Origin of the sequence: Sinorhizobium sp. KGO-5, from assembly GCF_036245905.1 — a bacterium.
Classification (GTDB): Bacteria; Pseudomonadota; Alphaproteobacteria; order Rhizobiales; family Rhizobiaceae; genus Sinorhizobium; species Sinorhizobium meliloti_A.
This window is the reverse complement of record NZ_BDIZ01000002.1, coordinates 1-25,485: the sequence shown is the minus strand read 5'-3', so window position 1 is coordinate 25,485 and position 25,485 is coordinate 1. Positions and strand designations below refer to the sequence as shown.

General features: G+C 60.4%; 26 protein-coding genes and 3 pseudogenes. 10 read left to right on the top strand and 19 right to left on the bottom strand.

What is annotated here, in order from left to right; all coding sequences use genetic code 11:
- Positions 1-8: 8 nt before the first annotated feature.
- The 7 genes and pseudogenes from BHD07_RS09275 to BHD07_RS31845 form a co-directional block, all read right to left on the bottom strand.
- Positions 9-998 carry a 5-oxoprolinase subunit C family protein gene (locus tag BHD07_RS09275; RefSeq protein ID WP_338279399.1) on the bottom strand — a complete coding sequence of 330 codons (990 nt, stop codon included), beginning with the start codon at positions 996-998 and terminating at the stop codon, positions 9-11.
- Positions 995-1,705, bottom strand: coding sequence for a 5-oxoprolinase subunit PxpB (gene pxpB / locus BHD07_RS09270; protein WP_338279397.1), 711 nt, complete (start codon positions 1,703-1,705; stop codon positions 995-997). Before pxpB ends, BHD07_RS09275 begins: the two co-directional genes overlap by 4 nt.
- A complete protein-coding gene (locus BHD07_RS09265) occupies positions 1,702-2,166 on the bottom strand; it encodes an acetyl-CoA carboxylase biotin carboxyl carrier protein (protein WP_338279395.1) in 465 nt (154 codons plus the stop codon). The genes pxpB and BHD07_RS09265 overlap by 4 nt, the downstream gene beginning before the upstream one ends.
- On the bottom strand, positions 2,153-3,520 hold the full coding sequence (locus BHD07_RS09260) for an acetyl-CoA carboxylase biotin carboxylase subunit (protein WP_338279393.1): 1,368 nt from the start codon (positions 3,518-3,520) through the stop codon (positions 2,153-2,155). The genes BHD07_RS09265 and BHD07_RS09260 overlap by 14 nt, the downstream gene beginning before the upstream one ends.
- Positions 3,520-3,951 carry an acetyl-CoA carboxylase biotin carboxyl carrier protein gene (locus BHD07_RS09255; RefSeq protein ID WP_338279391.1) on the bottom strand — a complete coding sequence of 144 codons (432 nt, stop codon included), beginning with the start codon at positions 3,949-3,951 and terminating at the stop codon, positions 3,520-3,522. Before BHD07_RS09255 ends, BHD07_RS09260 begins: the two co-directional genes overlap by 1 nt.
- Positions 3,952-4,386: 435 nt before the next feature.
- Entirely contained in the window at positions 4,387-4,863 is a 477-nt protein-coding gene (locus BHD07_RS31850) for a LysR substrate-binding domain-containing protein (RefSeq protein ID WP_445190488.1), read from the bottom strand.
- Positions 4,806-5,012: pseudogene (locus BHD07_RS31845) on the bottom strand (LysR substrate-binding domain-containing protein); the annotation flags it as partial. The gene BHD07_RS31850 and the pseudogene BHD07_RS31845, both read right to left, overlap by 58 nt.
- Positions 5,013-5,075: 63 nt before the next feature.
- Here BHD07_RS31845 and BHD07_RS09245 point away from each other — a divergent pair.
- Positions 5,076-5,426: pseudogene (locus tag BHD07_RS09245) on the top strand (IS21 family transposase); the annotation flags it as partial.
- 96 nt (positions 5,427-5,522) lie between these two features.
- On the opposite strand, the gene BHD07_RS09240 reads toward BHD07_RS09245, so the two are convergent.
- The 10 genes from BHD07_RS09240 to BHD07_RS09195 form a co-directional block, all read right to left on the bottom strand.
- On the bottom strand, positions 5,523-5,999 hold the full coding sequence (locus BHD07_RS09240; RefSeq protein WP_338279387.1) for a thioesterase family protein: 477 nt from the start codon (positions 5,997-5,999) through the stop codon (positions 5,523-5,525).
- A 50-nt stretch (positions 6,000-6,049) separates the two neighbouring features.
- Positions 6,050-6,370 carry a 2Fe-2S iron-sulfur cluster-binding protein gene (locus BHD07_RS09235; RefSeq protein ID WP_338279385.1) on the bottom strand — a complete coding sequence of 107 codons (321 nt, stop codon included), beginning with the start codon at positions 6,368-6,370 and terminating at the stop codon, positions 6,050-6,052.
- A gap of 11 nt (positions 6,371-6,381) precedes the next feature.
- Positions 6,382-7,614 carry an NAD(P)/FAD-dependent oxidoreductase gene (locus BHD07_RS09230; RefSeq protein WP_338279383.1) on the bottom strand — a complete coding sequence of 411 codons (1,233 nt, stop codon included), beginning with the start codon at positions 7,612-7,614 and terminating at the stop codon, positions 6,382-6,384.
- A gap of 19 nt (positions 7,615-7,633) precedes the next feature.
- Entirely contained in the window at positions 7,634-8,569 is a 936-nt protein-coding gene (locus tag BHD07_RS09225) for a 3-hydroxyacyl-CoA dehydrogenase NAD-binding domain-containing protein (RefSeq protein WP_338279381.1), read from the bottom strand.
- Positions 8,569-9,324, bottom strand: coding sequence for an SDR family NAD(P)-dependent oxidoreductase (locus tag BHD07_RS09220; protein WP_338279379.1), 756 nt, complete (start codon positions 9,322-9,324; stop codon positions 8,569-8,571). The genes BHD07_RS09225 and BHD07_RS09220 overlap by 1 nt, the downstream gene beginning before the upstream one ends.
- Entirely contained in the window at positions 9,317-10,738 is a 1,422-nt protein-coding gene (locus BHD07_RS09215; protein ID WP_338279377.1) for an aminobutyraldehyde dehydrogenase, read from the bottom strand. Before BHD07_RS09215 ends, BHD07_RS09220 begins: the two co-directional genes overlap by 8 nt.
- Positions 10,739-10,740: 2 nt before the next feature.
- Positions 10,741-11,670: a 3-keto-5-aminohexanoate cleavage protein gene (locus tag BHD07_RS09210; RefSeq protein ID WP_338279375.1), complete on the bottom strand. Its 930-nt coding sequence runs from the start codon at positions 11,668-11,670 to the stop codon at positions 10,741-10,743.
- 2 nt (positions 11,671-11,672) lie between these two features.
- Positions 11,673-12,473, bottom strand: a complete 801-nt coding sequence (locus BHD07_RS09205) for an SDR family NAD(P)-dependent oxidoreductase (protein ID WP_338279373.1) — start codon at positions 12,471-12,473, stop codon at positions 11,673-11,675.
- A 137-nt stretch (positions 12,474-12,610) separates the two neighbouring features.
- Entirely contained in the window at positions 12,611-13,972 is a 1,362-nt protein-coding gene (locus BHD07_RS09200; RefSeq protein ID WP_338279371.1) for an aromatic ring-hydroxylating oxygenase subunit alpha, read from the bottom strand.
- Positions 13,973-14,012: 40 nt separating this feature from the next.
- Entirely contained in the window at positions 14,013-15,035 is a 1,023-nt protein-coding gene (locus tag BHD07_RS09195) for a GlxA family transcriptional regulator (RefSeq protein WP_338279369.1), read from the bottom strand.
- 98 nt (positions 15,036-15,133) lie between these two features.
- On the opposite strand from BHD07_RS09195, the gene BHD07_RS09190 reads away from it, so the two are divergent.
- From BHD07_RS09190 to BHD07_RS09175, 4 genes are all read left to right on the top strand, one after another.
- Positions 15,134-16,096 carry an ABC transporter substrate-binding protein gene (locus BHD07_RS09190; protein ID WP_338279367.1) on the top strand — a complete coding sequence of 321 codons (963 nt, stop codon included), beginning with the start codon at positions 15,134-15,136 and terminating at the stop codon, positions 16,094-16,096.
- An 11-nt stretch (positions 16,097-16,107) separates the two neighbouring features.
- Positions 16,108-17,169: a quaternary amine ABC transporter ATP-binding protein gene (locus BHD07_RS09185; RefSeq protein ID WP_338279365.1), complete on the top strand. Its 1,062-nt coding sequence runs from the start codon at positions 16,108-16,110 to the stop codon at positions 17,167-17,169.
- Positions 17,170-17,243: 74 nt separating this feature from the next.
- Positions 17,244-19,277 carry an ABC transporter permease gene (locus tag BHD07_RS09180; RefSeq protein WP_338279363.1) on the top strand — a complete coding sequence of 678 codons (2,034 nt, stop codon included), beginning with the start codon at positions 17,244-17,246 and terminating at the stop codon, positions 19,275-19,277.
- A gap of 41 nt (positions 19,278-19,318) precedes the next feature.
- The gene (locus BHD07_RS09175; RefSeq protein ID WP_338279361.1) at positions 19,319-20,341 is read left to right on the top strand and encodes a GlxA family transcriptional regulator; all 1,023 of its coding nucleotides are present in this window, start codon (positions 19,319-19,321) and stop codon (positions 20,339-20,341) included.
- Between the two features lie 608 nt (positions 20,342-20,949).
- Here the strand turns inward: BHD07_RS09175 and BHD07_RS09170 are convergent.
- Together BHD07_RS09170 and BHD07_RS09165 are read right to left on the bottom strand one after the other, a co-directional pair.
- Positions 20,950-21,165 carry a hypothetical protein gene (locus tag BHD07_RS09170; RefSeq protein WP_338279358.1) on the bottom strand — a complete coding sequence of 72 codons (216 nt, stop codon included), beginning with the start codon at positions 21,163-21,165 and terminating at the stop codon, positions 20,950-20,952.
- Positions 21,166-21,174: 9 nt separating this feature from the next.
- Positions 21,175-21,354 (bottom strand): hypothetical protein, encoded by a 180-nt coding sequence (locus BHD07_RS09165; RefSeq protein ID WP_338279356.1) that lies wholly within the window; start codon positions 21,352-21,354, stop codon positions 21,175-21,177.
- Between the two features lie 634 nt (positions 21,355-21,988).
- On the opposite strand from BHD07_RS09165, the pseudogene BHD07_RS09160 reads away from it, so the two are divergent.
- The 5 genes and pseudogenes from BHD07_RS09160 to BHD07_RS09140 form a co-directional block, all read left to right on the top strand.
- Positions 21,989-22,482: pseudogene (locus BHD07_RS09160) on the top strand (DUF305 domain-containing protein).
- Positions 22,483-22,746: 264 nt separating this feature from the next.
- Positions 22,747-23,127 carry a hypothetical protein gene (locus tag BHD07_RS09155; RefSeq protein WP_338279355.1) on the top strand — a complete coding sequence of 127 codons (381 nt, stop codon included), beginning with the start codon at positions 22,747-22,749 and terminating at the stop codon, positions 23,125-23,127.
- A 94-nt stretch (positions 23,128-23,221) separates the two neighbouring features.
- Complete coding sequence (locus BHD07_RS09150; RefSeq protein WP_338279353.1) at positions 23,222-23,449, top strand: hypothetical protein; 228 nt, start codon at positions 23,222-23,224, stop codon at positions 23,447-23,449.
- The gene (locus BHD07_RS09145; protein WP_338279351.1) at positions 23,446-24,909 is read left to right on the top strand and encodes a TolC family protein; all 1,464 of its coding nucleotides are present in this window, start codon (positions 23,446-23,448) and stop codon (positions 24,907-24,909) included. The genes BHD07_RS09150 and BHD07_RS09145 overlap by 4 nt, the downstream gene beginning before the upstream one ends.
- A 14-nt stretch (positions 24,910-24,923) precedes the next feature.
- The coding region (locus tag BHD07_RS09140; protein ID WP_338279349.1) for a multicopper oxidase domain-containing protein at positions 24,924-25,485 on the top strand (562 nt) is incomplete at its 3' end.

Genomic DNA, 25,485 nt, shown 5'->3' with positions numbered 1-25,485 from the left:
AAATCCTCCTATGCCATGGCGGCAAGAGCCGCGGCGACCAGCCGTGCGGTCTGCCGGATGTCGTAGAGATAGGTGGCGAGCGCCTTCTCTAGTGCCTTCGCCTCCCCATGCGTTGCCGGCGTGAAGCGCAGCATCGAGCCGATGGGCGCCTGGCCCAGCCGCCAGAGATCGGCCTCGATAACGCCGCCGATCTTCGGATAGCCGCCCGCAGTGTTGGCGTCGCTCATCTGGACGATGGGCTCTCCAGCCGGTGGCACCTGGATGACGCCCGGCACAACGCCGTGCGAGCGCATCTCGACAGTTTCCGTTGGATGGATCGGATCGCCGGTGAGCCGGTAGCCGGTGCGGTCGCTACGTGCGGAAATTTTCCACGGCTGGTTCCAAAAGCGCTCCGCATCGGCCCCGAAGAGATCGTGTTCGCCGGCAGGCAAGGCGCGGATGACGAGCGCGCCGCCCTCGGCGACGGGAAAGACGTCCTTCAGCCCCACCGCGGGCGGCACTACGCTGAAGCCGCCCTTCGGTAAGAGCGGCGCAGCCGTGCCCGTCGCTATCCGGTCACCCGCTGCTAGCACCCGACCTTCGAGACCACCAAAGCTGCCGCGTAGCGACGTGCTGCGCGAGCCCATGACCGGGGCGACGTCGACGCCGCCAGCCAGGCTGACATAGGCCCGCGCCTCCTTAAGCGGTGGACGGAGTTCCAGCACCTGCCCCGGCTCGGCCTCGGCCACCGACCAGGGCGGCAGTTCGAGGCCATCGAGCTTCGCCCGGCAATCTGCACCGGTAACGGCGAAAACTGCGCGGAAGGCAAAGCGCAGGCGAAACGGAAAGGTCTGCACCTCGATCCCGGCCGCCTCGGCAGGATTGCAGGCCAAGATATTGCCGATCTGAAGCGCAAGCGGGTCCATCGCCCCGCACCCCGTCACCCCGACATGTCGGTAACCCGGACGGCCGAGATCCTGGATTGTATTCAGTGGTCCGGTTTCTACGATTTCAATCACAGTTCGATCCTTTCGGGTCGGAAGCGGACTGTATCGCCGGGGGCCATTATCGCCGGGGTGGCGGCCATGGGATCGAACATCTGCAGCTCGGCAAAACCTATGGAGTTCCACCCATTCGGTCCGGTCAGCACCGCAACGCCGGTTTGCATGCCACCGATGGTTACGCAACCGCGCGCCATGTGGAGCGAGGGCACGGGTTTGCGCGGCATGTGGATGCGCGGATCAAGCCCGTGAAGATAGCCGAAGCCAGGCGCACTGCCGAGCGCAAAGACGCGGTATGTGCCTTCGTAATGGATGCGCACCACCTCGCGGTCGCTGAGACCGGAACGGTCGCACAGCGCCGGCAAATCGATCGCGTGTTCGCCGCCATAGGTGACGGCGATCTCGATATCTCGGCCGGCAAGATCGACGCCCCGCGCCTGCCTCCATTCCTCCTGGAGTGCCTGGACGAGGGCGTCCGGCGTGTCCGGCGTTTCCTTCAGGATCACCAAGAGGTTCGTCATTCCCGGCACGATCTCGGCGACATCCTTCCGTGCCTTTAGAGCAAGCGAGAGCGCCCAGATGCGCCGCTGGTTGGGCAGGTCAAAGGCGCCGGGCGCCTCGATGAGGAAGGCGCGCGTACCGATAAAGGAAATCTTCGCCAGCCCCTCCGTATCGGGAACGATGGCGGAAGGTGCAGGAAAGGGTTCCGCCTGCAGACGATTCATCGAGCAGCCTCCGTCGTCAAAATGGTATCGCCGTAGCCGACGAGATCCCCGGCTCGAACATGGATTTCGGCGACGATTGCTGTCTCGCTCGCGCGCACGGGAAGGAGCACGGGCCCGATCTCAACAAAGCCGACGAGTGCGCCCGCCTCCAGTCTCCCTCCCTTCCCAGAGAGCGGCACTGCATCGGCGGATGGGTGCCTGTCTCGGAAGCGGCCGGGGAGCGGCGCCTTCACGGCATGGCGCTCGGCCGGCGGCACGCCTGGCGCGACAGGCTTCTCGCCCGACACGGCGGGACTCGGGGCCGCATCCAGCACAATTTTCAGCGCCCGCCCGTCCGCGGTAGCGATTTCCAGCTCGCGCGCGCCGGAGGCTTCCAGCCACTCGGAGAGCATCGAGATGAGTGCGGGATCGGAGAAATCGTCGATAACGCCTGCGCCCCTCGCACGGTCACGCTTCAACACGAGGTTCCTCCCTCAGTCGCTTTTCGAGGTGATGGATATCGACGCAGCCGCGAACGAAATCGGGATCGGCGAAGATCCGCGCATGTAGCGGAAGGTTGGTAGAGATTCCCTCGATCCGCGTTTGCGACAGTGCGATCTGCATCCGACGGATCGCCTCATGGCGGTTCGGCGCGTGGACGATCAGCTTGGCGATCAAGGAATCGTAGAAGGGCGAGACGTGATACCCGGCCGAGATGTGGCTATCGACGCGAATACCCGGGCCGTTCGGGAAATGCACTGCCGTGATACGCCCCGGTGCAGCGACGAAGGTCGTGGGATCTTCCGCATTTATACGGCATTCAAAAGCATGGCCGCGCGCTTCGCCGCTGAAGCGCCCTATCTCGAGCACCGCCCCTTGCGCCGCACGCAACTGCTCGTGCACCAGATCGACACCGGTCGTCAGTTCAGTGACGGGATGCTCGACCTGCAGCCGGGTGTTCATCTCGATGAAATAGAATTCACCGTTTTCGTAGAGGAATTCGAACGTGCCGACGCCGCGGTAGCCGATCTGCCGGCAAGCCTCCACGCAGCGCATACCGATGCGCTCGGCTAGTTCCGGTGCGATATTCGGCGCAGGCGCCTCCTCCACTACCTTCTGGTGCCGCCGCTGGACTGAGCAATCTCGATGGCCGACCCAGACGGTATTGCCGTGATTGTCGCAAAGCACCTGAAACTCCACATGACGGGGGTGTTCCAGGAATTTCTCCAGGTAAAGCGCGGGATTGCCGAAGGCACGACGCGCTTCCTCGCGCGTGATGGCCACCGCATCGGCAATTTCGGCGCTCTCGCGCACGATGCGCATACCGCGGCCGCCCCCACCCCCGGCCGCCTTGACGATCACCGGATAGCCGATCCCATCCGCAAGCGTCCGCACCGTCTCTAGTTCATCGGGCAGCGGCTCGCCCGGCCCCGGCACGCAGGGTACGCCCGCCGCAATCATTGCGCGCTTGGCGGCGATTTTGTCGCCCATGGTACGCATCGCCGATGCCGGCGGGCCCACGAAAACCAACCCGGCCTGTTCCGCCGCCTCTGCGAAATCCGCGTTTTCCGACAGGAAGCCGTAGCCCGGATGTACAGCCTCGGCTCCCGTCACGCGCGCGGCGAGCAGAATAGCCGCCTGATTGAGGTAGCTGCGCCCAGGCGCCGACGGCCCGACGACGAGCGGACCGCCCGCCTCCGGTCCTGGCTGTCCATCCCTGTCGGCCTCGGAGGCAATGCGGACCGGTCTCAGCCCGAGTTCCAGGCAGGCGCGCTCGATGCGCACGGCTATCTCGCCGCGATTGGCTATGAGGACGGAGGTGAAGGGCCTAGTCATCAGCAGATTTCTACGAGCGGATCGCCAAAACCGACCTCCTGCCCGTCCTCAAAGAAGATGCGCTTTACGGTTCCCCCGATAGGGGCATTAATCGTCGTGAAGACCTTCATGGCCTCGATGATGCAGAGCGCCTGACCGGGTTCGACCCGGTCGCCGAGGGCAATGAGCGGCGCGGCACCGGGGCTTTGGGCTTGGTGAAGGACACCCATAGTAGCGGCACGTACGATCCGCACATCCGGCTCCTGAACCTCGTCGTTCAACTCGGGCGGAGCGAAGACCTGCGATTCTTCCGCGTGAGGCTCACTCCCGGCAACCGCCACTGGAGAGGACTTGCGAATGACGACCGTGGTGCCCGCGTCGCTGACCGTCAGTTCCGAAACACGCGAACGTCCTACGAAGTCAAGAAGCGTTTTGATCTTTTGCAGATCCATGGATTTCCCCGAGCCAGGAGAGAACCGGTACTTGGCTTTAGTGGCCGTGCTAGCGGTCGATTGGGGAACCTTACACAGCATCGCGTTTGATGGGGGCAGACAAACTTTGAATATCCGATCTTCAGCAAACTCAAACTGGATCCGTCGTCGCGCATAGATGCGCCGCGAGCTAGCGCTCTCCGGCAGGACGGTGCGTGAGCAAGCGGGCCAGGGTCATGCTTTGTGCCCGATCATGCGATCTCGTTAGCGCAAAAGCTGACTTCCCACGGTACCCTGCAGCGAGAGCTTATTTAGCTGAAAGCTGTTCTCGTCACATTGCCGTCCTTGGGCGAAGCCCTCGCCGCGATAAACAGCTACGTGTCGGTAGCCGTATGGACGAGGATGTCTGAAATGGACCTCCGTCCTCCGGCGACCTCGAAGCGCATTCCCTCAGCTCTAATCCTCGCTCCGGCCGAATTTCGCGACGGCAAAGTCGAGGAAAGACCGCAGCTTTGGTGTGGCCCGCCGATCCGGGGCATTGAGGATTTGGAGCGGCCGGCTAGGGATCGCGTAGGCAGGCAGCAGTGGCACCAGGTTCCCGGCCCTCAACACATCTTCGACGAGCGCCCGCGGCTGCATCAGGATGCCGAGCCCCGCGCAGCTGAGTGTCAGGAGCGCCTGGCCGCTGTTGGCAACCAGACGAAACTTGACTTCGACTTGCTCTTCACCGTCCGGGCCGCAGAACCGCCAACGGTCTCTCGTGGCACCGTAGGCGAAGCCAAGACAATCGAGATCATGAAGATCTTCCGACCGCTGTGGCGCCCCTCGCTGTGCGAGATATGGCGGGGCGGCGCAAAGGCGAACTCCATAGGTCGGAGGTGGCGCGCGATCAGGCTGTCCCCCAGCGGCCGGGTACGGAACACCGCGTCGTATCCCTCGTCGACGAGATCGACCAGGCGGTCGGCGAAAGTCAGCAGGATCTCCACGTTGGGAACAAGGGCGAGATAGTCCGGCAGGACGCGGGCGAGCTCATGAGCGCCGAGCGTCACCGGAGCGCTTATGCGCAAGCGGCCTCGTGCCACTGCTCGGCTTTCTTCCGCCAGGGATTCTGTGGCGTCGATCTCGGTTGGGATGGGGCAGTAGGCTGGTTTGAAGGGATGGAAGGAGTCTTCCTGCGGCTTGGCGGTGTTACCAGTGAGGTACTGCTGTGTGATGCGCAGCCGCTGGTTGAGTACCGCGTCGCAGTTACGCGGGAGGTGCGCTTCAATGTGCGGCTCTGCGCCTTCGCTCGTATTTGGGGCTTTTTTGCCGCGCGCTTGCTCACCCCACCGAGCGCGGGCGAAAGGGAAGGACCAGCGTCGGGTTGGCTGCGTCAAGCCCAACACCTCGCGGGCCGTCAACTCGAGAACTGGCCGCAGTTCGAGGCACACCTGGACCGATGGACGCGCGAGATTGCCGACAAGAGGGAGCATGGAACGACCGGTGTGCCGCCGGCGGGAACCTATTGCCGCTAAGGCCGGTTGCGGCAAAGCCATGACTGTGGTGCAATCTGTTTCCGAACCTCACCGATGTGTAGTCGGAAACCGTGTGGTTCATCGAAGTCTTGTATTTCGCAAAGGCTGGCGAAGCACACTACCGAGTCTCTCTTCCACGGGCAGTTCGTTCTGGCTTTCGAAAATGGAGGCCACTTCTGTGAGCTTGTCAGCGCTTGCTGGACATCCTTTGGAATGGGCAACATGTAATGCCAGGTGCTCCGCTGTCGCGAGCAGCTTCCCGGCAACTTCAAACAGGCGGTGAAACAGGTGTAGGCGCTTGTCATCGTAGCCGAGGATCTCCGTCTCGGTCCGAAGTGAGGCACCGAGATGTGTCTCGGCCAAATGCCTCAGATGTGTCTCCAACGTGTAATATGATCCGGCGGCACAATCGACGTCAATGCCAAGCTGTGCGTATAGAGCATCGGAACTGTCGCTGAAGATGTGGAGGTATCTGTGCTCCGTCATGTGTCCATTGTAGTCGAGCCACTCGGGCAGGACGGAACCCTCCCATAGTCTCAGGGGCGCTTGGGTCATGAGCTCTCACTTCCATTGGATGTGCGCGAGGGTGTGAAGCCGGCTTGATCTTACGACTGACGCTCGGGAACTTCGACTTTCAGACCGTCAATTGCCTCCGACAGCTTGATTTGGCACGACAACCGCGAATTCTCTCGCACGTCGTATGCGAAATCGAGCATGTCCTTTTCGATGTCGTTGGGAGGCCCCACACGCCCCTTCCATTCCTCGTCCACGTAGACATGGCAGGTCGCGCATGCACACGCGCCACCACATTCCGCCTCGATGCCCGGGACAGAATTCCGTACGGCATTCTCCATCAGTGTCGTTCCTGGGGCCGCATCTATTTCAAAAGGCCTTCCGTCTGACGCGGAGATAGTCAACTTCACCATTGTAAACTCTTCTATAACAACGACTTGAGATCGACGGTCGTATCGGCAACCACGGCCGACGGCGGCGACTTGCCCGCCTCGATCATCCGCTTTGCGGCCATGTAGACTCGCGGGTCGTTCATGGCGTCGACAGCCAGAAGTTCGTCACCACGGTAATACCAATAGGAGATCGCGTTGCCCGCTCCATGCCGCGTCGCCACGTTGTCGTATCCCGTGGAGAGCCCCGCGATCTGCAGTTTGACATCAAACTGGTCTGACCAGAACCATGGCTTCGCCACGTATCCGGAGGACTCCCCGAGCATTGCCTTCGCTGCTGCCTCCCCCTGGTCGATGGCGTTGCCAACGCTCTCCAGACGGATGCGGCCTTCCTTCCATGGAAACGAAGCACAGTCGCCCGCCGCGAAAATGTGCGGGTCCGAGGTTCGGCAATCCGCATCAACGACAATGCCATTGTCGACATCCACGCCTGCCTCTCGGGCAAGCTCAACGTTGGGGTGCACGCCGATTCCGACAATGACGAAATCGACCGGACGCACCGAGCCGTCGGAGAGTTCGGCGGCATGGACATGGCTGCCTTCGCCGGCAAGGCGTCTGATCCCCACTCCCTCGAGCATAGTGACACCGTGGAACGCATGCAACTCTCTAAAGAACTGCGAGGTCTCAGGGCTGGCAACGCGTTGCAGGATTCGGTCGGAAGCCTCGATGAGAGTGACCTCGAGCCCAAGTTTGGACGAGACGGCAGCCGCTTCTAAGCCGATGTAGCCGCCGCCGATGATGAGCACACGCTGCGCCTGTCGGAAACAGTGTGTCATCGAGGTAATGTCAGCGAGGTTCCGGACGTAGAAAACGCCCCGCAGTTCTCCACCGATCTCAGGGGGCAAAAGCCTGGGACGGGCACCTGTCGCCAGGAGCAGGCGATCGTACGTGACTTCCGATCCGTCCGCGATCATTACCTTGTGCGCCGACCGGTCTATGGCCTCGACGGTCGACGACAGTCTCAACTCGATGCCCTTTTCGTCATAGAAGCTCGGGGGCCTGAAGTAGAGCCTCTCCTCGGTCGTCTCGCCGAGGAGGAAGCCTTTCGAGAGCGGTGGCCTTTGGTAGGGCGGATGGTTTTCGTCGCCGATCAAGGTGATCGACCCCATATGCCCGAGCGCGCGGAGTTTGGCGCATGCGGAGAATCCCGCCTGACCTGCCCCGATCACCACAATCCGGGAGGTCTGATCAACCCGACCGTCTTCCATGTTGCCGTCCTTGCGATGTTCAGTTGGCCCGCAGCGGAGCCATTGCTTTCTGGATGCTGGCGATAAGAGCGTCGCGCTGCGCTGAGAGATCGGCTGGCGATTGCCCGTTGGCTTCCTGCTTGACGCCGGAGACGAGGGTTTCCGCCAACGTGGGGTCTAAGTGCAGCACGCCAAGGTCATCCCACCAGCGATTAAAGCTGTCGGTATAGCGTTCGCAGAAGGCGGCCAGGCCTCCCTCGCCGGCACCGAGGTGGAATAGCATCGTCGGCCCCATGGCAGCCCAGCGCAGACCTGGACCGGCCCACATAGCCTTGTCGACGTCCTCGACGGAGGCCACGCCGGTTTTTACGAGATGTATGGCCTCGCGCCAGACGGCAGCCTGCAGGCGATTGGCGACGTGGCCCGGGACCTCGCGGTTGACGCGGATCGTCACCTTGCCGACCGCGGCGTAGAAACGCTCCGCGGCTTCTACAACGCCATCGGCGGTCTGTTCATTGCCCATGACTTCGACAAGCGGAATCAGGTGCGGCGGATTGAAAGGATGGCCGAGGACGAAGCGCGAAGGATCACGCCAACCGCCCTGCATTTCCGAAAGCGTCAAGCCCGAGGCCGACGTCGCGAGGACTGCGTCGGCGGCGAGATGTTTTTCGATTTCGCCGTAAAGAGCATGCTTGATAGCGAGCCGTTCCGGAACGTTTTCCTGCACGAAGGTCGCGCCTTCGACGGCTTCGACGGCGGATTCGCAGAACCGAACTCGATCATGACTGCCGCCCTTGACCAGGCCGATCTGTTCAAGCGTCGGCCAAGCACGGTCGATATATTCGCGCACGCTCTTTTCCGTGTTCGGAGAGATGTCGTGTACGGCGACGTCCCGGCCCGAGGCGAGGAACAAGGCCGTCCAGCTGGCACCGATGACCCCAGCGCCGAGCACAGCAGTATTCTTGAATTCAGTCATCAGAGTAACCCAGGTTGGAGTGGAGAGGCGGCTGTCAGCCCACCGTCGATGGTCAACAATTGGCCGGTTACGAAGGAAGCCTGATCGGAGACAAGCCAAGCGACGGCGTTTGCGATGTCGGAGGGCGTTCCGAACCTGCGAGCGGGATGGCGGGCGATAGCGGCCGATTTCGCTTTCTCGGGGTTTTCCGCCAAAGCGAAGCCGCTTTCGGCCATGGCAGTCATGATCCAACCCGGACAAACAGCATTGCAGCGGACAGCCGGGCCGTGATCGACGGCGATCGAGCGCGTGAGACTGTGAACGAACCCCTTCGAGGCGTTGTAGATCGCCATGGATGGATCGGCCACGTGTCCGGAAATCGAGCCGAGGTTGACGATAGACCCGCCGGATTTCTCCATGATCGGCAACACGGCGCGGGACATATTGAAGACGCCCCGGCAGTTGATGTCCATAACGTTCGACCAGTCTTCGTCGGTTGTGTCGAGCACAGTCTTTTCGACCTGCACCCCGGCATTGTTTACCAGGATGGATACGAGCCCGTACTTGCTGGCAGTTTCGACGACCCGGTTTGCGTCGGCGCTCCACGAGACATCGGCCCGCACCCAAACGACGTCATCGTCCAAGCCTTCCGGTCTCGCGCTGCGACCACACGCCACCACCGAGATACCGTCCTCCCGCAGTCGACGGACGATGGCCGCGCCAATTCCGCGCCCGCCGCCAGTAACAATCGCAACCTTCTGCAAATTGTTATCCATGGGACACCATCACGTGACGGATCGAGGTATAGGCGTCGAGCGCGTGGATCGACATGTCCGATCCCGTTCCCGATCCTTTCATGGCTGCCCAAGGCATCTCGGGGGTCGCCACGCCGTGGGTATTGACCCAGGTGAAGCCGTATCGAAGACGGCTGGACACATCCATCGCCCGGCCCACGTCCCGGGTCCAAACAGACGACGCAAGTCCATATCGTCCGGCGTTGGCGACGGTAACCGCCTCCTCCGCGTCTGAGAAACGGGAGATCGTCACCACCGGCCCGAATATTTCGGAGCAGGCAACCTCGGCATTGTGATCAACGTTTGCGATTACGGTCGGCTGATAGAAGAAGCCCTTCCCCTCGCCTCGTTTGCCGCCTGTCACGATCTCGCAACTGGCGCGGGCCCGCTCGACGAAGCCTTCGACCCGTTCCAACTGCGTGGCAGAGACGACCGGCCCCATCTGCGTGCCTTCGGCCTTCTGGGCTCCAATCTTGATCTCGGAGACTTCCGTCGCGGCCGCTGCCACCAGCTTGTCGTAAATGCCGTCCTGGACGAAGAACCTGCATGGCTGGGCGCAGTCCTGGCCCGCGTTGAAGAAGCTGCCATATCGGATGACTTGGACAACGGCATCGATGTCAGCGTCGTCAAAGACGATTACGGGTGCTTTGCCTCCGAGTTCGAGATGCACATGCCTGATCTGCTGCGAGGCTGCCTTCATCGCCGCCATGCCGGTGGCAGGCGAACCTGTAACGGCGATCGCTTCGACCTGCGGCGCATTGATCAGTCTGTCGCCGTTTGTCGCCCCACGGCCGTGGACGATGTTCAAAACGCCCTTTGGAAGGACGTCGGCGAGGAGCTCGCCCAGCTTGAGCGTCGAGAGAGGCGTGATCTCCGAGGGCTTCAGGACGGTGGTGCACCCGGCGGCGACCGCGGCGGCGAGTTTCCACGACAGCATCATCAACGGGTAGTTCCAGGGCGTGATAGCCGCCACCGGACCGACGGCTTCGCGGCGGATTATGCTCGTGTGCCCGGCGACGTACTCGCCCGCTACGGGCCCCGACATCGTGCGGGTAGCCCCTGCGAAGAAGCGGAAGGTGTCGATCGTCAGCGGCATCTCATCGTCGTGTGCCGACGGCCAGGGCTTGCCGACGTCAAGACTTTCGAGTTCAGCCAACTCGGTGCTGTTCGACTCGATGACGTCTGCGATCTTCAGCAGAAGGTCTGTGCGTTCCTTAGGCGTGGTCCGCGAAAACTTGTCGAAGGCCTTGGCTGCGGCGTCGACAGCCGCGTCGACCTGCTCGGGGCTGGCCTCGTTGATGCTCGCGATTTCTCCGGCCGTGGCCGGATCGAGGATCAATAGTGCTTCACCACTGCCTCGAACGAGTTCGCCATTGATGAGGAGTTCGGTTTGCATGGTCAGAACGCCACCTGATCGCCGCCTTTGAGACCCAGCCGTTGACGCGCCTCATCGGGCGTCGCAACCGTTCTTCCGAGGTTCTCCACGATGGACCTGATCTTGCGGACCTGTTCGGCGCTTGATTTCGCCTTCTGACCAGGACCGATGTAGAGACTGTCCTCCATGCCGACCCGCAGGTTTCCCCCAAGGAGGGCAGCCTGCGTCGTGAACGGAATCTGATGCCTGCCGGCTGCTAGTACCGACCACTCGTAGTCGTCGCCGAAGAGCTTGCTGGCGATCGTGTGCATGTGAACGAGGTTGTCGAGATCGGCTCCGACACCGCCGAGAATGCCGAAGACCATCTGGACAAAGAACGGAGGCTTGAGCCAACCCTGATCGATGATCCAGGCGAGATTGTAGAGGTGGCCGAGATCGTAGCATTCGAACTCGAACCTGGTGCCGTGGCCCTCGCCCAGTTCCTTGATCGTGTATTCGATGTCGGCGAACGTGTTCCGGAAGATGAAGTCCCTGGTGGATTCCAGGAAGGTGGGCTCCCACGAATGCTTCCAGTCCTTGTACTTCTGCATCATTGGGAAGATGCCGAAGTTCATCGAACCGACGTTCAGCGACGCCATTTCAGGGCTCGTCCGCGTTGCGGCCCGCAGACGTTCTTCGCGAGTCATGCCCAAGCCGCCGCCGGTAGAAACGTTGAGCACCGCGTTGGTGGCCTGCTTGATACGCGGTAGGAACTCCATGAAAAGGTCTGGACTGGGATCGGGCTTTCCGTTTTCGGGGTTGCGCGCGTGGAGGTGGATGATGGCCGCGCCCGCTTCCGCGGCCTCGATGCTCGCCTGGGCGATCTCCGATGGGGTTATTGGAAGATAGTCGGACATGGTAGGCGTGTGGATACCGCCCGTCGGCGCGCAGGTGATGATTACTGACTTGGACATGTTTAAAGCCTCATTTGCTGAACTTGCGCCGACAGACCACCGTCAAGCACCCACAGTTGTCCGCTGGCGTACCTGGCTTCGTCGCTCGCCAGCCAGTTCACCAGGTTTGCGATATCTTCCGGCGTGCCGTAGTTCCGGATCGGATGAACGTTGCGAACCGCATCCTTGAGGGTGTCGATCGTGCCACCCCTCCCCCCCGAGCCGGCCCCAGCGAAAAAGCTCTGGAGCATTGGCGTGTCGATGTAACCGGGGCAAATCGCATTGACGCGAATCCCCTCGGGACCGTGATCGCACGCCATTGCCCGTGTCAGCGCATGAACCGCGCCTTTCGTCGCGCAATAGGCGGCTAGACCCGGGTCCGCGATGAAACCGTCATAGCTGCCAAAGTTGATAATGGACGCGGTAACGCCGTCCTTGGTGGCCTTCCTGAGAAGAGGCAGCGCGTGTTTCGAAGCCAGGAATGTCCCAGTCACGTTGACAGCGAAGCTCCGGTTCCACTCCTCCAACGTCGTATGCTCGATCGTCTTTTCAATCTCGATACCAGCGGCATTGACGAGTACGTCGAGCTTGCCAACTCCTTCCATGACGGTGGCCATGACCGAGACCGCGTTCTCTTCCGAGGTGACGTCGAGCTTTATGTATTTAGCGCCGTCATCAGCGACCGAAGTCATGCTGCCGGCGTCCGAAAGGTCGGCCGCATAAACGACTGCCCCTTCCTTGATGAATCTGTCGCAGATCGCGCGGCCGATGCCGCCGCGCCCCCCAGTGACGAGCGCCACCTTTCCTTCTAGTTTTCCTGTCATCGACGGCTTCTTTTCTGTTGGCGTAGAGGACACGGTGGGTAGCGAGTATTTCAGGTCACCCTCCCACCAATAGGTTTCCGGACCTTCCCGAATGGCCGAACTCTCTGCCGGCCATCCGGGAAGGGAAGCCCCTGCGCTTACGGAGCGCTCTTTGCGTACGCTTCGAGAACGAGCCCATGGAAGTGGTGGACGGCATGCTCAGACTGGCCGGAGCCGTCGGGGTCGTTGACGATGCGACCCTGAGTGAATGCCGGGGTGTTCATCCCCTTTTGGACACTTTCCACGATCTTGATGTCTTCGACCTGCAGAACCTCGTCGAGGTATTTGATAGTCTGAAGCTCCATCTCGTTCGGGTTGGTGTCCTCAAGGAAGAAATCGTAGGTCTCCAACGTGCGATCCGGTCCGGCCGGAATGATGTTCAAAATGATCATCGAAGAACGGCCCGGATACCGCATGATGCAGGTGTTCGGCCAAAGCCACCAAACCGCGTGTGTGGTCACGGTAGCGTTCGAGACGTCGTATGCGCTGTTGGCGTTCTTGCCAGCATCGGCCATATGGCTGGAGTAGATGCCGTGCGTGGTCACCTTGTAGGTGTCCATATCGACTAGGGTGCAGAAGTCCTTGTGCGCCGTCGGGCAGTGATAGCACTCAAGGAAGTTATCGACGACGTTCTTCCAGTTCGACTTGATATCATAGGTCAGACGCTTGGCGAACGTCAGCTTTTCGATGTCGGGAGCCCAGTGCCTGATCTCCGTCTCGAGGTCGCCCGTCTGCGCGCGCAGCGATGCAGCGCTGGGGTCGAGATTGACGTAGATGAAGCCGCAAAACTCCTCCACCTGAACCTGGTCGAGACAGATTTCTTTGGTATTGAACTCTTCGAGCGTCTCAGTATGCGGCGCACGCACGAGTTGCCCATCCAGCTTGTAGGTCCAGGCGTGGTAGGGACACATGATCCGGGTCGTGTTCCCCTCGCCGGTGAGCAACTCATGAGCACGGTGTTTGCAGACATTGTAGAATGCGCGCAGGACGCCCTCGCGGTCGCGGACTACGGCGATCGGCTGGCCGGCGATATCAACGGTGACGTAAGACCCGGGCGTGCGGACCTTTTCGACGTGACAGACCCACTGCCACGTCTTCGCGATGATTTCCTTAAGATCGATGGCGTGCCAGCGCGGATCAACGTAGGCGTCCTTGTGCAGCGACAGGGAGCGGGACGCGTTCGGCGAGTAGCCCTTCTGGATGGCTGCGAATTCTTCCTTTGATGGCAGAACGGTCATGGCTGCTCCTCTCAGTTCCCGGCCGCTTGGTGCGGAACGTCTGTTTTGATGCCCAAGCTTCGCCCCGAGGTCCTTCACCGTCTGTGCGCGAAACGCCATGAATTTGATATTTTTCGCCGTTAGTAATCGGCGGAACACAGTCTCGCTTTTGCTTGCGAGGGAGTAAGAACACAGAGAAGCCAACGAGATCTCGTCTCCAATACCTGTCTGGGTCGCAGACATGTGGACCGCCCGTTGATCAGCCAAAAAATGATTGGGGAATCTATACTGCAGCCGGTTGTTTTCTGTGCATCGGCCACGCGCGGAACTCAAACGGTATCCGGCCGTCGATTCGGTCCGTACGCGGAGATAACCCGAATCTCTCCCGATACGCCCTGCTGAAATGCACTTGGCTGGCGAATCCCGAAGCGATGGCAATTTCCGACATGGGCATGTCCGTCTGGGTCACGAGCCCACGAGCGCGGTCCAATCGGATGTCCCGGTAATAGATTGCGGGCGATTTGCTTACGTATTTCAGGAAAAGACGGTTGAGCTGCCGATGGGAAATGCGGACTCGATGAGCGATGTCAGGTATGGCGAGCGCGTCTTCGAGGTGCTGCTCCATAACCACAATTGCTTGCCTGATCGAGGCTGGAACGTGGCTTCCCAGGGGCTCGACGTTGGCAGGGTTTTGTGGGGTTCCCGCTGGCCTCAACAGGGGATGGAAAATGTATCGAGCTGCGGCGTTGGCCAGCGCGTCACCGGAGATAGCCTGGATGACGTGAAGCGCGATGTCAGCCGACGCGATCCCGCCCGAACATGTGAACTGTTTTTCGTCGCGGACAAAGATGTCTTCCGAAACATCGATGTCCTCATGCAGCTCCTTGAGGGCGTCGATGTGCTCGTAATGCACGGTCGCGCGCTTGCCGCTGAGAAGGCCGGCATCGGCGAGAATGAAGGCCCCTGTGTCGAGGCCGCCCATGATGCTCCCTGCCCGTGCCCACTTTCGTAATGTGGCCAGCAGTTGCGGTGTGGCAGCTGCTTCCGGTGTCCAACTCGCAGACATGACGACGATGTCGAACTGATCATTCTGAATGTCGCTCAAACGCTGGGTTTCGACGGCGAAGCCGCTACTTGCCATGCAAGGACCGCCCTTCACGGACACCAGGTGCCATCGAAAGCGGGTATCCCCCTCAAGATAATTCGCCGCGCGAAACGGATCGATGAAGGCTGCCGTGGCCGCAACATTAAAGTTCGGCGTGACGAGAACGAGTATCTGAACGGTAGAGTTGTATTTCTCTGACATGGCCGAAAATGTAAAACCAGTGTCGTGAAATGTTAAAACACGCCCGGGCTTTATGCAACAATTTTGAAAGGGAACAAATACAAATTGGGAGATCGATAATGAACAAGGTTTCAAAACTTGTCTCGACGTGCGCTGTCCTGACGCTGCTTTCCGGGGGCGCATATTCCGCCGAACTGGGCGCTGTCGACCAACCGATCAAGCTCGCCATCAACGAATGGACAGGCCAGCAGATTACGACCCGCATCGCCGGCCAAATGCTGCAAGCTGCCGGATACAAGGTCGAATACGTGACCGCCGGCTATCAAAACATGTGGCAGGCTGTTTCCGAAGGTCAGATCGACGCCGCTCTCGAAGTGTGGGGCTCGAATGTGACGGAGCAGTACAAGCAGCTTAACAACGAAGGTAAGGTCGAGGACCTCGGTGAGCTGGGGCTGGTGGCGCGTGAAGGCTTCGCCTACCCGGCTCATGTTGCAGAGCTGTGTCCTGGCCTCCCCAAGTGGGAAGCTCTGAAGGATTGCGCTAGCGTCTTTGCTACTGCCGAGACGCTTCCTGAGGGTCGCCTTGTCGACTACCCGGGTGAATGGGGCACCCCCGGAGCAGACCGTATTAAGGCCCTCGGCCTGTCTTTTAAGGCAATCCCCGCAGGTTCCGAAGGAGCGCTCGCCGCCGAGTTCAAGGCTTCTGTCGAGCGCAAGACGCCGCTGGTTGCTGTATTCTGGCAGCCGCACTGGGCGATCGCGGCATACGACCTCAGGTTTGTGGAGCTTCCCGAAGGCAAACAAGAATGTTTTGATGATCCCGCTTATGGCCCGAACAAGGGCTCGACTGGTGACTGCGACTTTATTCCGACGCGTGTATTCAAGGCCGCATGGCCGGGTCTCAAGGACAAATGGCCTGCCGCATATGAAATCCTCAAGGGTCTGAAGCTGTCGACAGAGGAGCAGCAACCTCTAATGGGTGCCGTTGACGTTGACGGAAAATCGGCCGAAGACGTCACGAAAACCTGGATCGAAGCGAATTCGGCGGCTTGGAAGCCCGTCGTCGAGGTGGCGACCAAGTGAGGTCAGGCTCGATGTTGCAACAACTCCCGCCTCCAGCGATTTCATGCAAAGGTGTTTGGCAGGTCTACGGTGCAAACGCAGAGCAAGGACTTAAACAAGCTCTGTCGGATGCCGGCGGAAACGCCGACGAGGCGGCTCAACTGCTTCGCCATCGCGGGCTGGTTCCAGCGATGCAGAACGTATCTTTCGAGGTCCTCGAAGGCGAAGTCTTCGTGATCATGGGACTTTCGGGTTCGGGGAAATCCACCCTCATCAGGACTATCTCCCGCCTCGTACAAGGCACGGCTGGATCGATTCTGATCAGCGGAGAGGACATCCTCACTGCGAGCAAGCAGCGGCTGATCGAGCTGCGCCGGAACAAGCTGGGCATGGTTTTCCAGCATTTTGGACTTTTTCCCCACATGACCGTCTGCGAGAACGTCGGTTTTCCGCTGAAGATGCAGGGTTCACACAAGACATCGCGTCGGAAACGTGCCCTCGAAGTGCTGGACCTCGTAGGGCTTTCCGGCCGAGAGGACGCCTATCCCCGTGAGTTGTCCGGCGGACAACGGCAGCGCGTCGGAATCGCCCGCGCGTTGGCGGTCAATCCTGACCTCTGGTTCCTCGACGAGCCTTATTCCGCCCTCGATCCGCTGATCCGTCGCCAACTCCAGGATGAATTCTTGAGGATCCAGACGGGCCTGAAGAAGACCTCCGTATTCATCACGCATGATATCACGGAGGCCCTTAAACTAGCCGACCGGATCGCGATCCTGCGCGACGGCAAGATCGTCCAGATCGGAACCCCGGACGAGATCATCCTCAATCCAGTCGATGACTATGTGCGCGAGTTCAGTCGGGATGTCCCCAAAGGCAGGTATTCACATGTCAGCTCGATGATGAGCCTGCCAGATCGCCTCCCCAATATGCCGGACGATCCCAAGATCGGCGCGGATATGACGGTCGATGATGCCTTAACCTCGTGTATGGCTCTCTATCAGCCTGTCCCCGTCTGGGGAGCCGACGGGAAGATGGCCGGGATAGTTCACCCGAGCCAATTAGCGAGTGCGCTCCAATCCGAGCGACCCTCGTGAAACCGACTGCAATTTGACCGGTCCGCGCCAGCGGGACCGTCCTGAACCATAAATCGGGAATCGGAGAAATCTCCATGATACGCCCCACCCCAGCGGTTTGGGCTGCGCTGACTGCCATCCTTGTCGGAGCTGCCTGCATCATGTTGTCGCCCTATCTGCAATGGGTCAGTTCCTGGCCGGCAGCGGCGACACTTCCCGTGACGTCATGGATCGGAACTGCCCTGACGGCCGCCTTCGAATTGCTCAAGCCTCTGGCACGCGTGATTTCGGCACTGCTCTCGTATCCGATGATGTTTGCAAACGTGGTGCTCGTGAACTCGCCGTACTCCCTCAGTATCGGCATTCTTACGGCACTTGCTTGGTACCTCGGCGGCACCCGTCTGACCCTTCTGGTCGTTGCCGGTCTGGGCTTCGTCCTCTTCAGCGGCTACTGGATCGCCAGCATGAACACGTTGGCGCTCGTGTTCGTCTCGGTGCCCTTCGCCCTCCTCGTCGGATTCGCCTTTGGCTTGCTAGCGAACGAATTCAAATCGATAAGCCGCGTCGTCGAAACCACGCTCGACGTCATGCAAACGGTTCCGACGTTCGCATATCTCACACCGCTCCTGCTCCTCTTTGGTTTCGGTCCGGTCGTCGGCCTCATAGCCTCGATTATCTACGCCGCCCCGCCGATGGCCCGAAACGTTATGCTTGGTCTTCAACGGGTCGAGCCGGAGATCAAGGAAGCGGCGATCATGAACGGGGCGACCCGGGTCCAGCAGCTCTTTCTCATCGAAATCCCGTCTGCCGCCAGGCAGATTATGGTCGGCGTCAACCAGACCATCATGGCCGCTCTGTCCATGGTCATCATCGCAGCCGTGATCGGCGGGTTCAATGACATCGGTTGGGAGGTCCTACTGACCATGCGCAAGGCGGCTTTCGGGCAGAGCTTGGTGGCAGGTCTCGTTATCGTCATTTTCGCGATTCTGGCGGATCGTATGAGCGGCGCGTTGGCGCAATCGGAAGTGCGGCACTCGTGGAGAATAGCGCTTGCGGTGGTCCTGGCTTCGGTTGCCCTGGCGGCGGTGGAGCGCAGTCTCCTGCCGGGGCCCGGCTCCTATGCGGCCTTCAGAGGCCTTGCCGTCGCGGCCGACAGCTATCTCAACGCTTTCACGGCCGCCAACGGAATCGTGTTGGATTCGTTCAAGAACGGCGCGATGTTTTTTGTCCTGCTGCCTTTGAAGATCGGCCTCGACCAGGCAGTGCTCCCGTTCACCTGGGGCTTCATGTGGACGAAATGGATGAGTGCCGCCGTCTATGCAGTCTTCGGCGTTATCGCAGTTGTAATGGCACTTCGTGGCCGGGCGGGTCTCGGCCTGTCACTTCTGATCGCATCAGGCATCATAATTGTCGGAATCGCGAACCTACCATGGCCGTTCATGCTGGTTTCTCTCGGCGCGCTGGGCTGGGTTGCCGGCGGGCCAAAACTCGCTGCGTTCGCCGTGAGCATGATATTGGCGATCCTGTTGATGGGATTGTGGGAGCCCGCGCTCCTGTCATTGTACCTGTGCACGGCGGCGGTATCGGTGTGCGTCGTGCTTGGCGGTCTGATCGGGCTTGTGTCATCCGTCAGTCCGGCGACCTGGAGCGTTGTTCGGCCGGTCTGCGACTTCTTCCAGACCATTCCACTCTTTGTCTTCCTTATTCCCGTCTTGATGTTCTTCCAGATCGGTGAGTTCTCCGCGTTCCTGGCGATATGCGCCTACGCGATCGTGCCCATGGTTCGCTACACCTATCACGGCCTGACATCGACCCCGGAAGAACTCCTAGAGGCGGCAGTCGCATCCGGCGCGAGCGACTGGCAGGTGATGCGGGAGGTACGTATTCCCTATTCGCTGCCCAGCATTCTCCTCGGGCTGAACCAAACGGTCTTGTATGCATTTTCGATGCTTGTGATCGCTGCATTGATCGGGACGACCGACCTCGGCCAGCAGATTTATCTCGCCCTAGGCCAGGGCGATGTCGGCCTCGGCGTGGCGGCGGGAGCGGCGATGGCAATTCTGGCTCTAGTTGCTGACCGTTTGGTTCAAGCCTTTGCCGTGAAGCAACGACAGGCGCTTGGGCTATAGAGATTGATTTGAAACCAGGTATCTTCGACTTGGAGGCACCGATGAGGACGGCATCGGACACGAAGAAGCTGTTCCTCTTCTACCTAGCGCCGGAATTCACCCTGCTCGCCTTTACCTCTGCTCTCGAAACCTTGAGGTTGGCGAACCAGGTGAGCGGAGATGAGGTTTACGAGTGGCGGATCGTTACGAGCGACGGCAAGGCTGTCCGGGCGAGCTGCGGCCTCTTGATAACACCTGACCTGTCTCTGGCCGAAGCGCGAAATCTGAAGGCTGGTGGCGTGAAGCTCGCCATGGCAATCGTCTGCGCAGGCCGGAATGTCCAGAAACACCTCGACAAGTCCCTCGACAAATGGCTCCGCGAATGCCGCTCGCAACGAATTCCATTGGGAGCCATCTGCACCGGACCCCATTTACTCGCGAATGCCGGGCTTCTTGTAGATAAGCGCTGCACGATCCATTGGGAGAACTACCCGTCTTTCGCGGAGGAGTTCTCCGATGCCCAGGCACTACCGCAGTTGTACGAGGTCGACGATGGCATCTACACGTGCGCCGGCGGCACATCTTCCCTCGACATGATGCTGCACATCGTCTCCGAGCACCATGGCCCTGATGTCGCGCGGAGAATCTGCCAACAGGCAATCGTCGGGGTTGTCAGGCATAGGTCGGAGCGCCAACGTTTACCATTTTCACTCTCACAAGACGTCAAGCATCGGGCGCTCCGAGCTGCGATTGAGCTGATGTCGGAGAATATGACGCAGACACTTCCGCTGCCGGTCTTGGCAAAAAAGGTGGGAATTTCACGGCGGCAGATGGAACGTCAATTCCAATCCAATACCGGCTGTAGCCCAAAACGATTTTACGTGAAGTTGCGTGTCGAAAGAGCCAAGGCGCTGTTGGAGCAAACTGCTATGCCTGTCGTCGAAGTCGCCATTGCTTGCGGTTTTACATCGAGCTCGCATTTCTCCAAGGTTTACCGCACCAGCGAGGGCGAGACGCCCATACAAACCAGAAAGCCCAAGCGCGCAAAGGACCTCATGGCCTCCAGCCGGGCGATGTCGGCGTAGACAAGGCAGCCCAGTACAATGGTCGTCCGACGAAAACTCGACGACAATCAATGGACCAGATGGAAGACCACCCGCGTTGGCGACCCGATAGCCGGCGACTTCTGGCAGGCTTTCTGGACTATTACGAGGTCAAAGGATGGCCTGGCCCGAGAAGTTTACGGCACTGGCGCGAAGCTTGGCGGGTTACCCGACCAACGAAGATATCGCTAGGTTGGAAGTCTCTACGGATGCACGAGATACAAAGCTAAAATGAGTATGATTATTGCTCGACAGATGCGCTTGGACCCGTAGCGATGTAACCAGTAAGCGTACGGAGTAGGCAGAACCCAAGAAGCCTTTCCTTCTGAAGCACGACGGCCGCCCCTTACGGGTAGTGAGAATTTGCCAATTGTGCGCGGCCCGCTACGATCAAATCGGCGCACCCCGCCACTACCGGCTTGTCGGATCCTCCATGCGGTTTCAACCGGGAGAGCACATTTTTGCCGGAGCTTACTTGCGAGTGGAACAAGCATGCCGCGGCCCCTTCACGTTCGGGTCGCGAAACCGATGCCGACATTGAGAAGGTCGAAACCGCTTGCTCGCAGCTGTTGGATGAGATCGATCGCCTCTTAGAAGGTTGGATTGTGGCGGCCGTCAAACTCGAGCACACCGAAGTGCGCCGCCAATGGAAAGCATTTAGGCCACACCTGACGTACGGCTTCGACGGTTTTGGTGATGGCGGCCGTGTGGTGGGCGATCATGCCGCAGACAAAGGCGACGTCCGGGTCCTTCGCCATCATGCCCTGCATCATGGCTGGTGCCGTTTCCCGCATGTCTTCCATCATCGCCTTCTGCTAATCGGCCATCTCGCCTGTCGGCATGCCGCTGCCGGCCGTTTGCATGTCTCCACTCGCCGAGGCCTCGGATTTGCATGCGTCCGGCATTGCCATCTGAGCCGAGGCAGATTCCATGGTCGCGACAACAATGGTCGGGACGGCCGCCGCTGCGACCGCAAGCTTGAGCACGGTGTTCATTGAGTTCTCCTATTTGGTTGGAAGGCTGTTTGGTTCAGGAGAGCGGGAGCTTTGGCGGCGAATAGATCGCCCGCACGAGCAAGAACGGTTTGGCTTCTCCCAGAACCGGTGTCGGGGAACCGAGGGGGCGACTTAGCCGCGAGCGTCCACCAGGACTGGACAGCACTGCACCGTCGTGCAGGAGCTCGCGGAACGGGCGCCATCGGGAGAAACCTGGCCCGGCTCCGAAACAGACGGACAATGGCGATCGGTATGCAAGGCGGCAGCCGCCGCAGCGCTATGCAGGTTCACGACCACGAAGCATAGCACCGCAATTCCAATCACCCGGGAGACTGCCCTGAAAGCACGCATGGGGCGCAATTCCTTCCGCCCTCAGACCAGCCTTCCAGATGAAAGTTCCCGCTCCCACTACGCGCCGGACACGGATTCCCGGCGCAAGTAGATCGATAGGCACGAGGCCCCAGACTCTAGAGGCGGCGCGTGCCCGCGCCGACGTGCGACTGCCCAAGGCTGGGTTCGGTTGCAGAGGCACAACCCCAGTACCGCTTTTGATGAAACGAACGACCGGGCCGCCGGTTGCTTCGGCACTTCCCAAGTTCATACGCTGCAACTTTCTACGAAGCGGAACGTCGTCATGAAAGAGCAAGACAAGCACTCAAGGCAACACCCGGACACAACAACTCCCCATTACCTCATGTTCGCCGTCAACATGGCGCTCAGCCTGGTCGTCATGTACTTCGTGATGTTTTCGATGATCGACGGCTGGTCCGAATTTCGGAACAACCTCAACATGTTCTACATGGCACTGACGATGGTTGCTCCGATGGGAATCATCATGCTGGCGACGATGGGTGGGATGTATAGGAACAGGCGACTGAACATGGCCATTCATCTCGGCCTGGCCGTCCTCTTTGTTCTGGCGTTTGCGGGAATGCGCACGCAGGCGCTGATCGACGACGACCAGTTCATCGCCTCGATGATCCCGCACCATTCAGGAGCAATTCTGATGTGCCGCGAAGCGAACCGGACGAGGAACTCACCCACCTGTGCAATCAAATCTCTGAAGGGCAGCGTCAGGAAATCGAGCTGATGAAGGCGATCAGAGCGAGACTGAACAGCTCCGGCTAAATGCATGCTGTTCCCTGTCGCCATCCCGCTAAACCTCTTCCTCGACAGCGTTCCGAAGGGTCCCTGCGGCGAGACAAATAGCGACCGGAGGACGCCTCCTTCCGAGTTCGGTCACTTTCTCGCTTGACCTTCCCATCGTTAGAACCATTACACCTTTAACCAGCATCGGATCGACGGTAGGGCCGGTGCCATATAATGGACGCGAATCGCGTGTTCATACGGGCTGACAATTGACAACTTCGGAACCGATGGTAGTCCTCGGGCATGGGTATGTTTCGAATCACATTGCAAAAGATGCTGGTTCTGCTCCGCTTGGCGATTGTCATATCGCTGACGGTGTCCTCATTGCCGACCGCCTCCGCCGCCATGCACGGCGCTTGGTCCGGTCCTGAAATTGCCCAGTCCGACGACCATCATCACGATGTGGTGGGCGGCGGACATACGTACGCCGATCAGAAATCCTCCCAGGACGACTCTCAGAAGCTTGTGAAGACCGACTGCTGCAAGGGATTCTGCGTCAGCATGGCGATTATCGCTGAAACTAATCCCGTCGGCGGACTTCGCGTCGCCTCCATCCGCGAGTTCGTTGACGACGCCCGGACCACGGGCGAGCTGCCGCTGCTGCACCGACCCCCGAACATCTGAATAGGACCGCACCCGTTCTTCTCACGGGTCTAACGAGCGTTCGCGAGCCGGTTTGCCCTCGTGCGCCGCTGCAACTTCCTATTCGGATAATACCATGAAACAATTGTTCCTCGTGGCCGCCCTGCTGCTTTTCGCGAGCGGATGCGCCTCCACATTGCCTCCCGATGTCATTGCGACGGGCGACCTCGCCGCCTCCCAGGCTCAGGTCCGCCCCGTCAGATATACGAGCCCGGTTTCGGGATACGCCCACCGCGTCCCGGTCGATCCCCAGCCGTGGCGCAACCAGAACGACGCTCAGACTCCGGAAGAAGACGCGTCATGATGAGGGCAATTGTAAAACTGGCTGCGGCCCTCGCCCTACCGCTTGTGCTCGGCGGCTGCGTGTCCGCGAGCGAATACGCAGCGAAGAACGCTGGCTTTTCCTCGGTCGAGGCCAAGACGGCCGAGGCTGTGGGAAAGCAGACGGTCTGGATACAGAACCAGCAGCACGCACGTGTCGTTTCCGACCGGGTGAAGACGCTGATGGCGAAGAAAGCGATCGATGTCGAGACGGCGGTTCAGGTGGCGCTTCTGAACAACAAGGGGCTGCAGGCCGCCTATGCTGACTTGGGGGATTCTGCCGCCGATGCCTGGCAATCGACGATGCTCGTCAATCCGACGGTCTCGGTCGGGCTTACGGGCATCGGCACGCCGGGGCTCGAAGCATTCAAGTCGGTCGAAGGCATGATCGCCAATAACATTCTCGCGCTTGCCACCCGAGACCGGAACATTGCCATCGCCGATACCGGATTCCGAAGGGCGCAGTTGAATGCGGCCCTTCGCACGCTGCAGCTTGCCTCGGACACACGGCGCGCCTGGATCAATGCGGTGGCTGCCTGGGAAACGGTGGCTCAACTCAACCAGGCGCAGGCGGCGGCAGACGCCGCCTCCGAACTTGCCCAGGAGCTTGGCAAGAGCGGCGCGCTCACGAAAGAAGGTCAGGCCCGCGAGCATGTTTTCTATGCCGAACTGGCGGGACAGACAGCAAAGGCGCGGCTCGAGGCGAGGCTCGCCAAGGAAGAACTGACCCGGCTGATGGGCCTCTGGGGTTCGGGCATCGACTATCAGGTTCCGAACCGTCTGCCGCAGTTGCCGAGGGGAATAATGAAGCGTGACCTGATCGAGGCGGAGGCATTGCATCGCCGCGTCGATCTGCAGATGGCGAAGCTCGACCTCGAAGCGACCGCGAAATCCTACAAGCTGACGGAAGCCACCCGCTACGTCACGGACCTCGAACTCCTTACGGGCTTCGAGGCGGAGCGGGAACTCGAGGACGGCGACATCAAGAGCGAAACGACCGGACAGGCGGAACTCGAATTCGTCATTCCGATCTTCGACAGCGGTAGAGCCCGCATGCGCAAGGCGGAACTTGCCTATATGCGGGCGGCGAACCTCCTCGCGGAAAAGGCGGTCAACGTCCGCTCGGAAGCGCGCTCGGCCTATCAGGCGTACCGCGCCACCTACGATATTGCCCGGCACTACCGCAACAGCGTCGTGCCCCTGCGCACCAAGATCGAGGAGGAATCCCTCCTCACCTACAACGCGATGATCACCAACACCTTTGAACTGCTGGCCGACAGCCGCGAGAAGGTCAATTCGATCCTGCTTGCCGTCAACGCCAAGCGCGACTTCTGGCTGGCCGAGGCCAACCTCGCCCCCGCCGTCTATGGCGGCGGCGCGGGTGCGGCCGCCGGCGGAACGGAAGTCGCGGCTGCCGCCGAGAGCGGCGGTGGCGGCCACTGAGAAAGGAACAGACCATGTTCAACAGAAGACAGCTACTCGGCGCGAGCGCCGCACTGGTATCCACCGCCGCCTGGGCGAAAACGTCGAATATGGGCCTTCCCGAAGCCGCCGTGATGGAGACGGCGGAGACGCAGCCGCCACTAAAGCCCACCTCGGGTCCCGACTACAATCCCGTGGTTACGCTCAACGGCTGGACCGCACCATATCGCTTGAACAACGGCGTCAAGGAGTTCCATTTGGTCGCCGAGTCGGTCGAGCGCGAGATGGCGGATGGCATGACCGCCTATCTCTGGGGCTATAACGGCCAGTCGCCGGGTCCGACGATCGAGGCGGTCGAAGGCGATCGGGTGCGCATCTTCGTCACCAACAAGCTGCCGGAGCACACGACCATCCATTGGCACGGCATGATCCTGCCATCCGGCATGGACGGCGTCGGCGGGCTGTCGCAACCGCACATCCCGCCCGGCAAGACTTTCGTCTACGAGTTCGATCTCGTGAAGTCGGGCACCTTCATGTACCACCCGCATTCCGACGAGATGGTGCAGATGGCGATGGGGATGATGGGCTTCTTCGTGA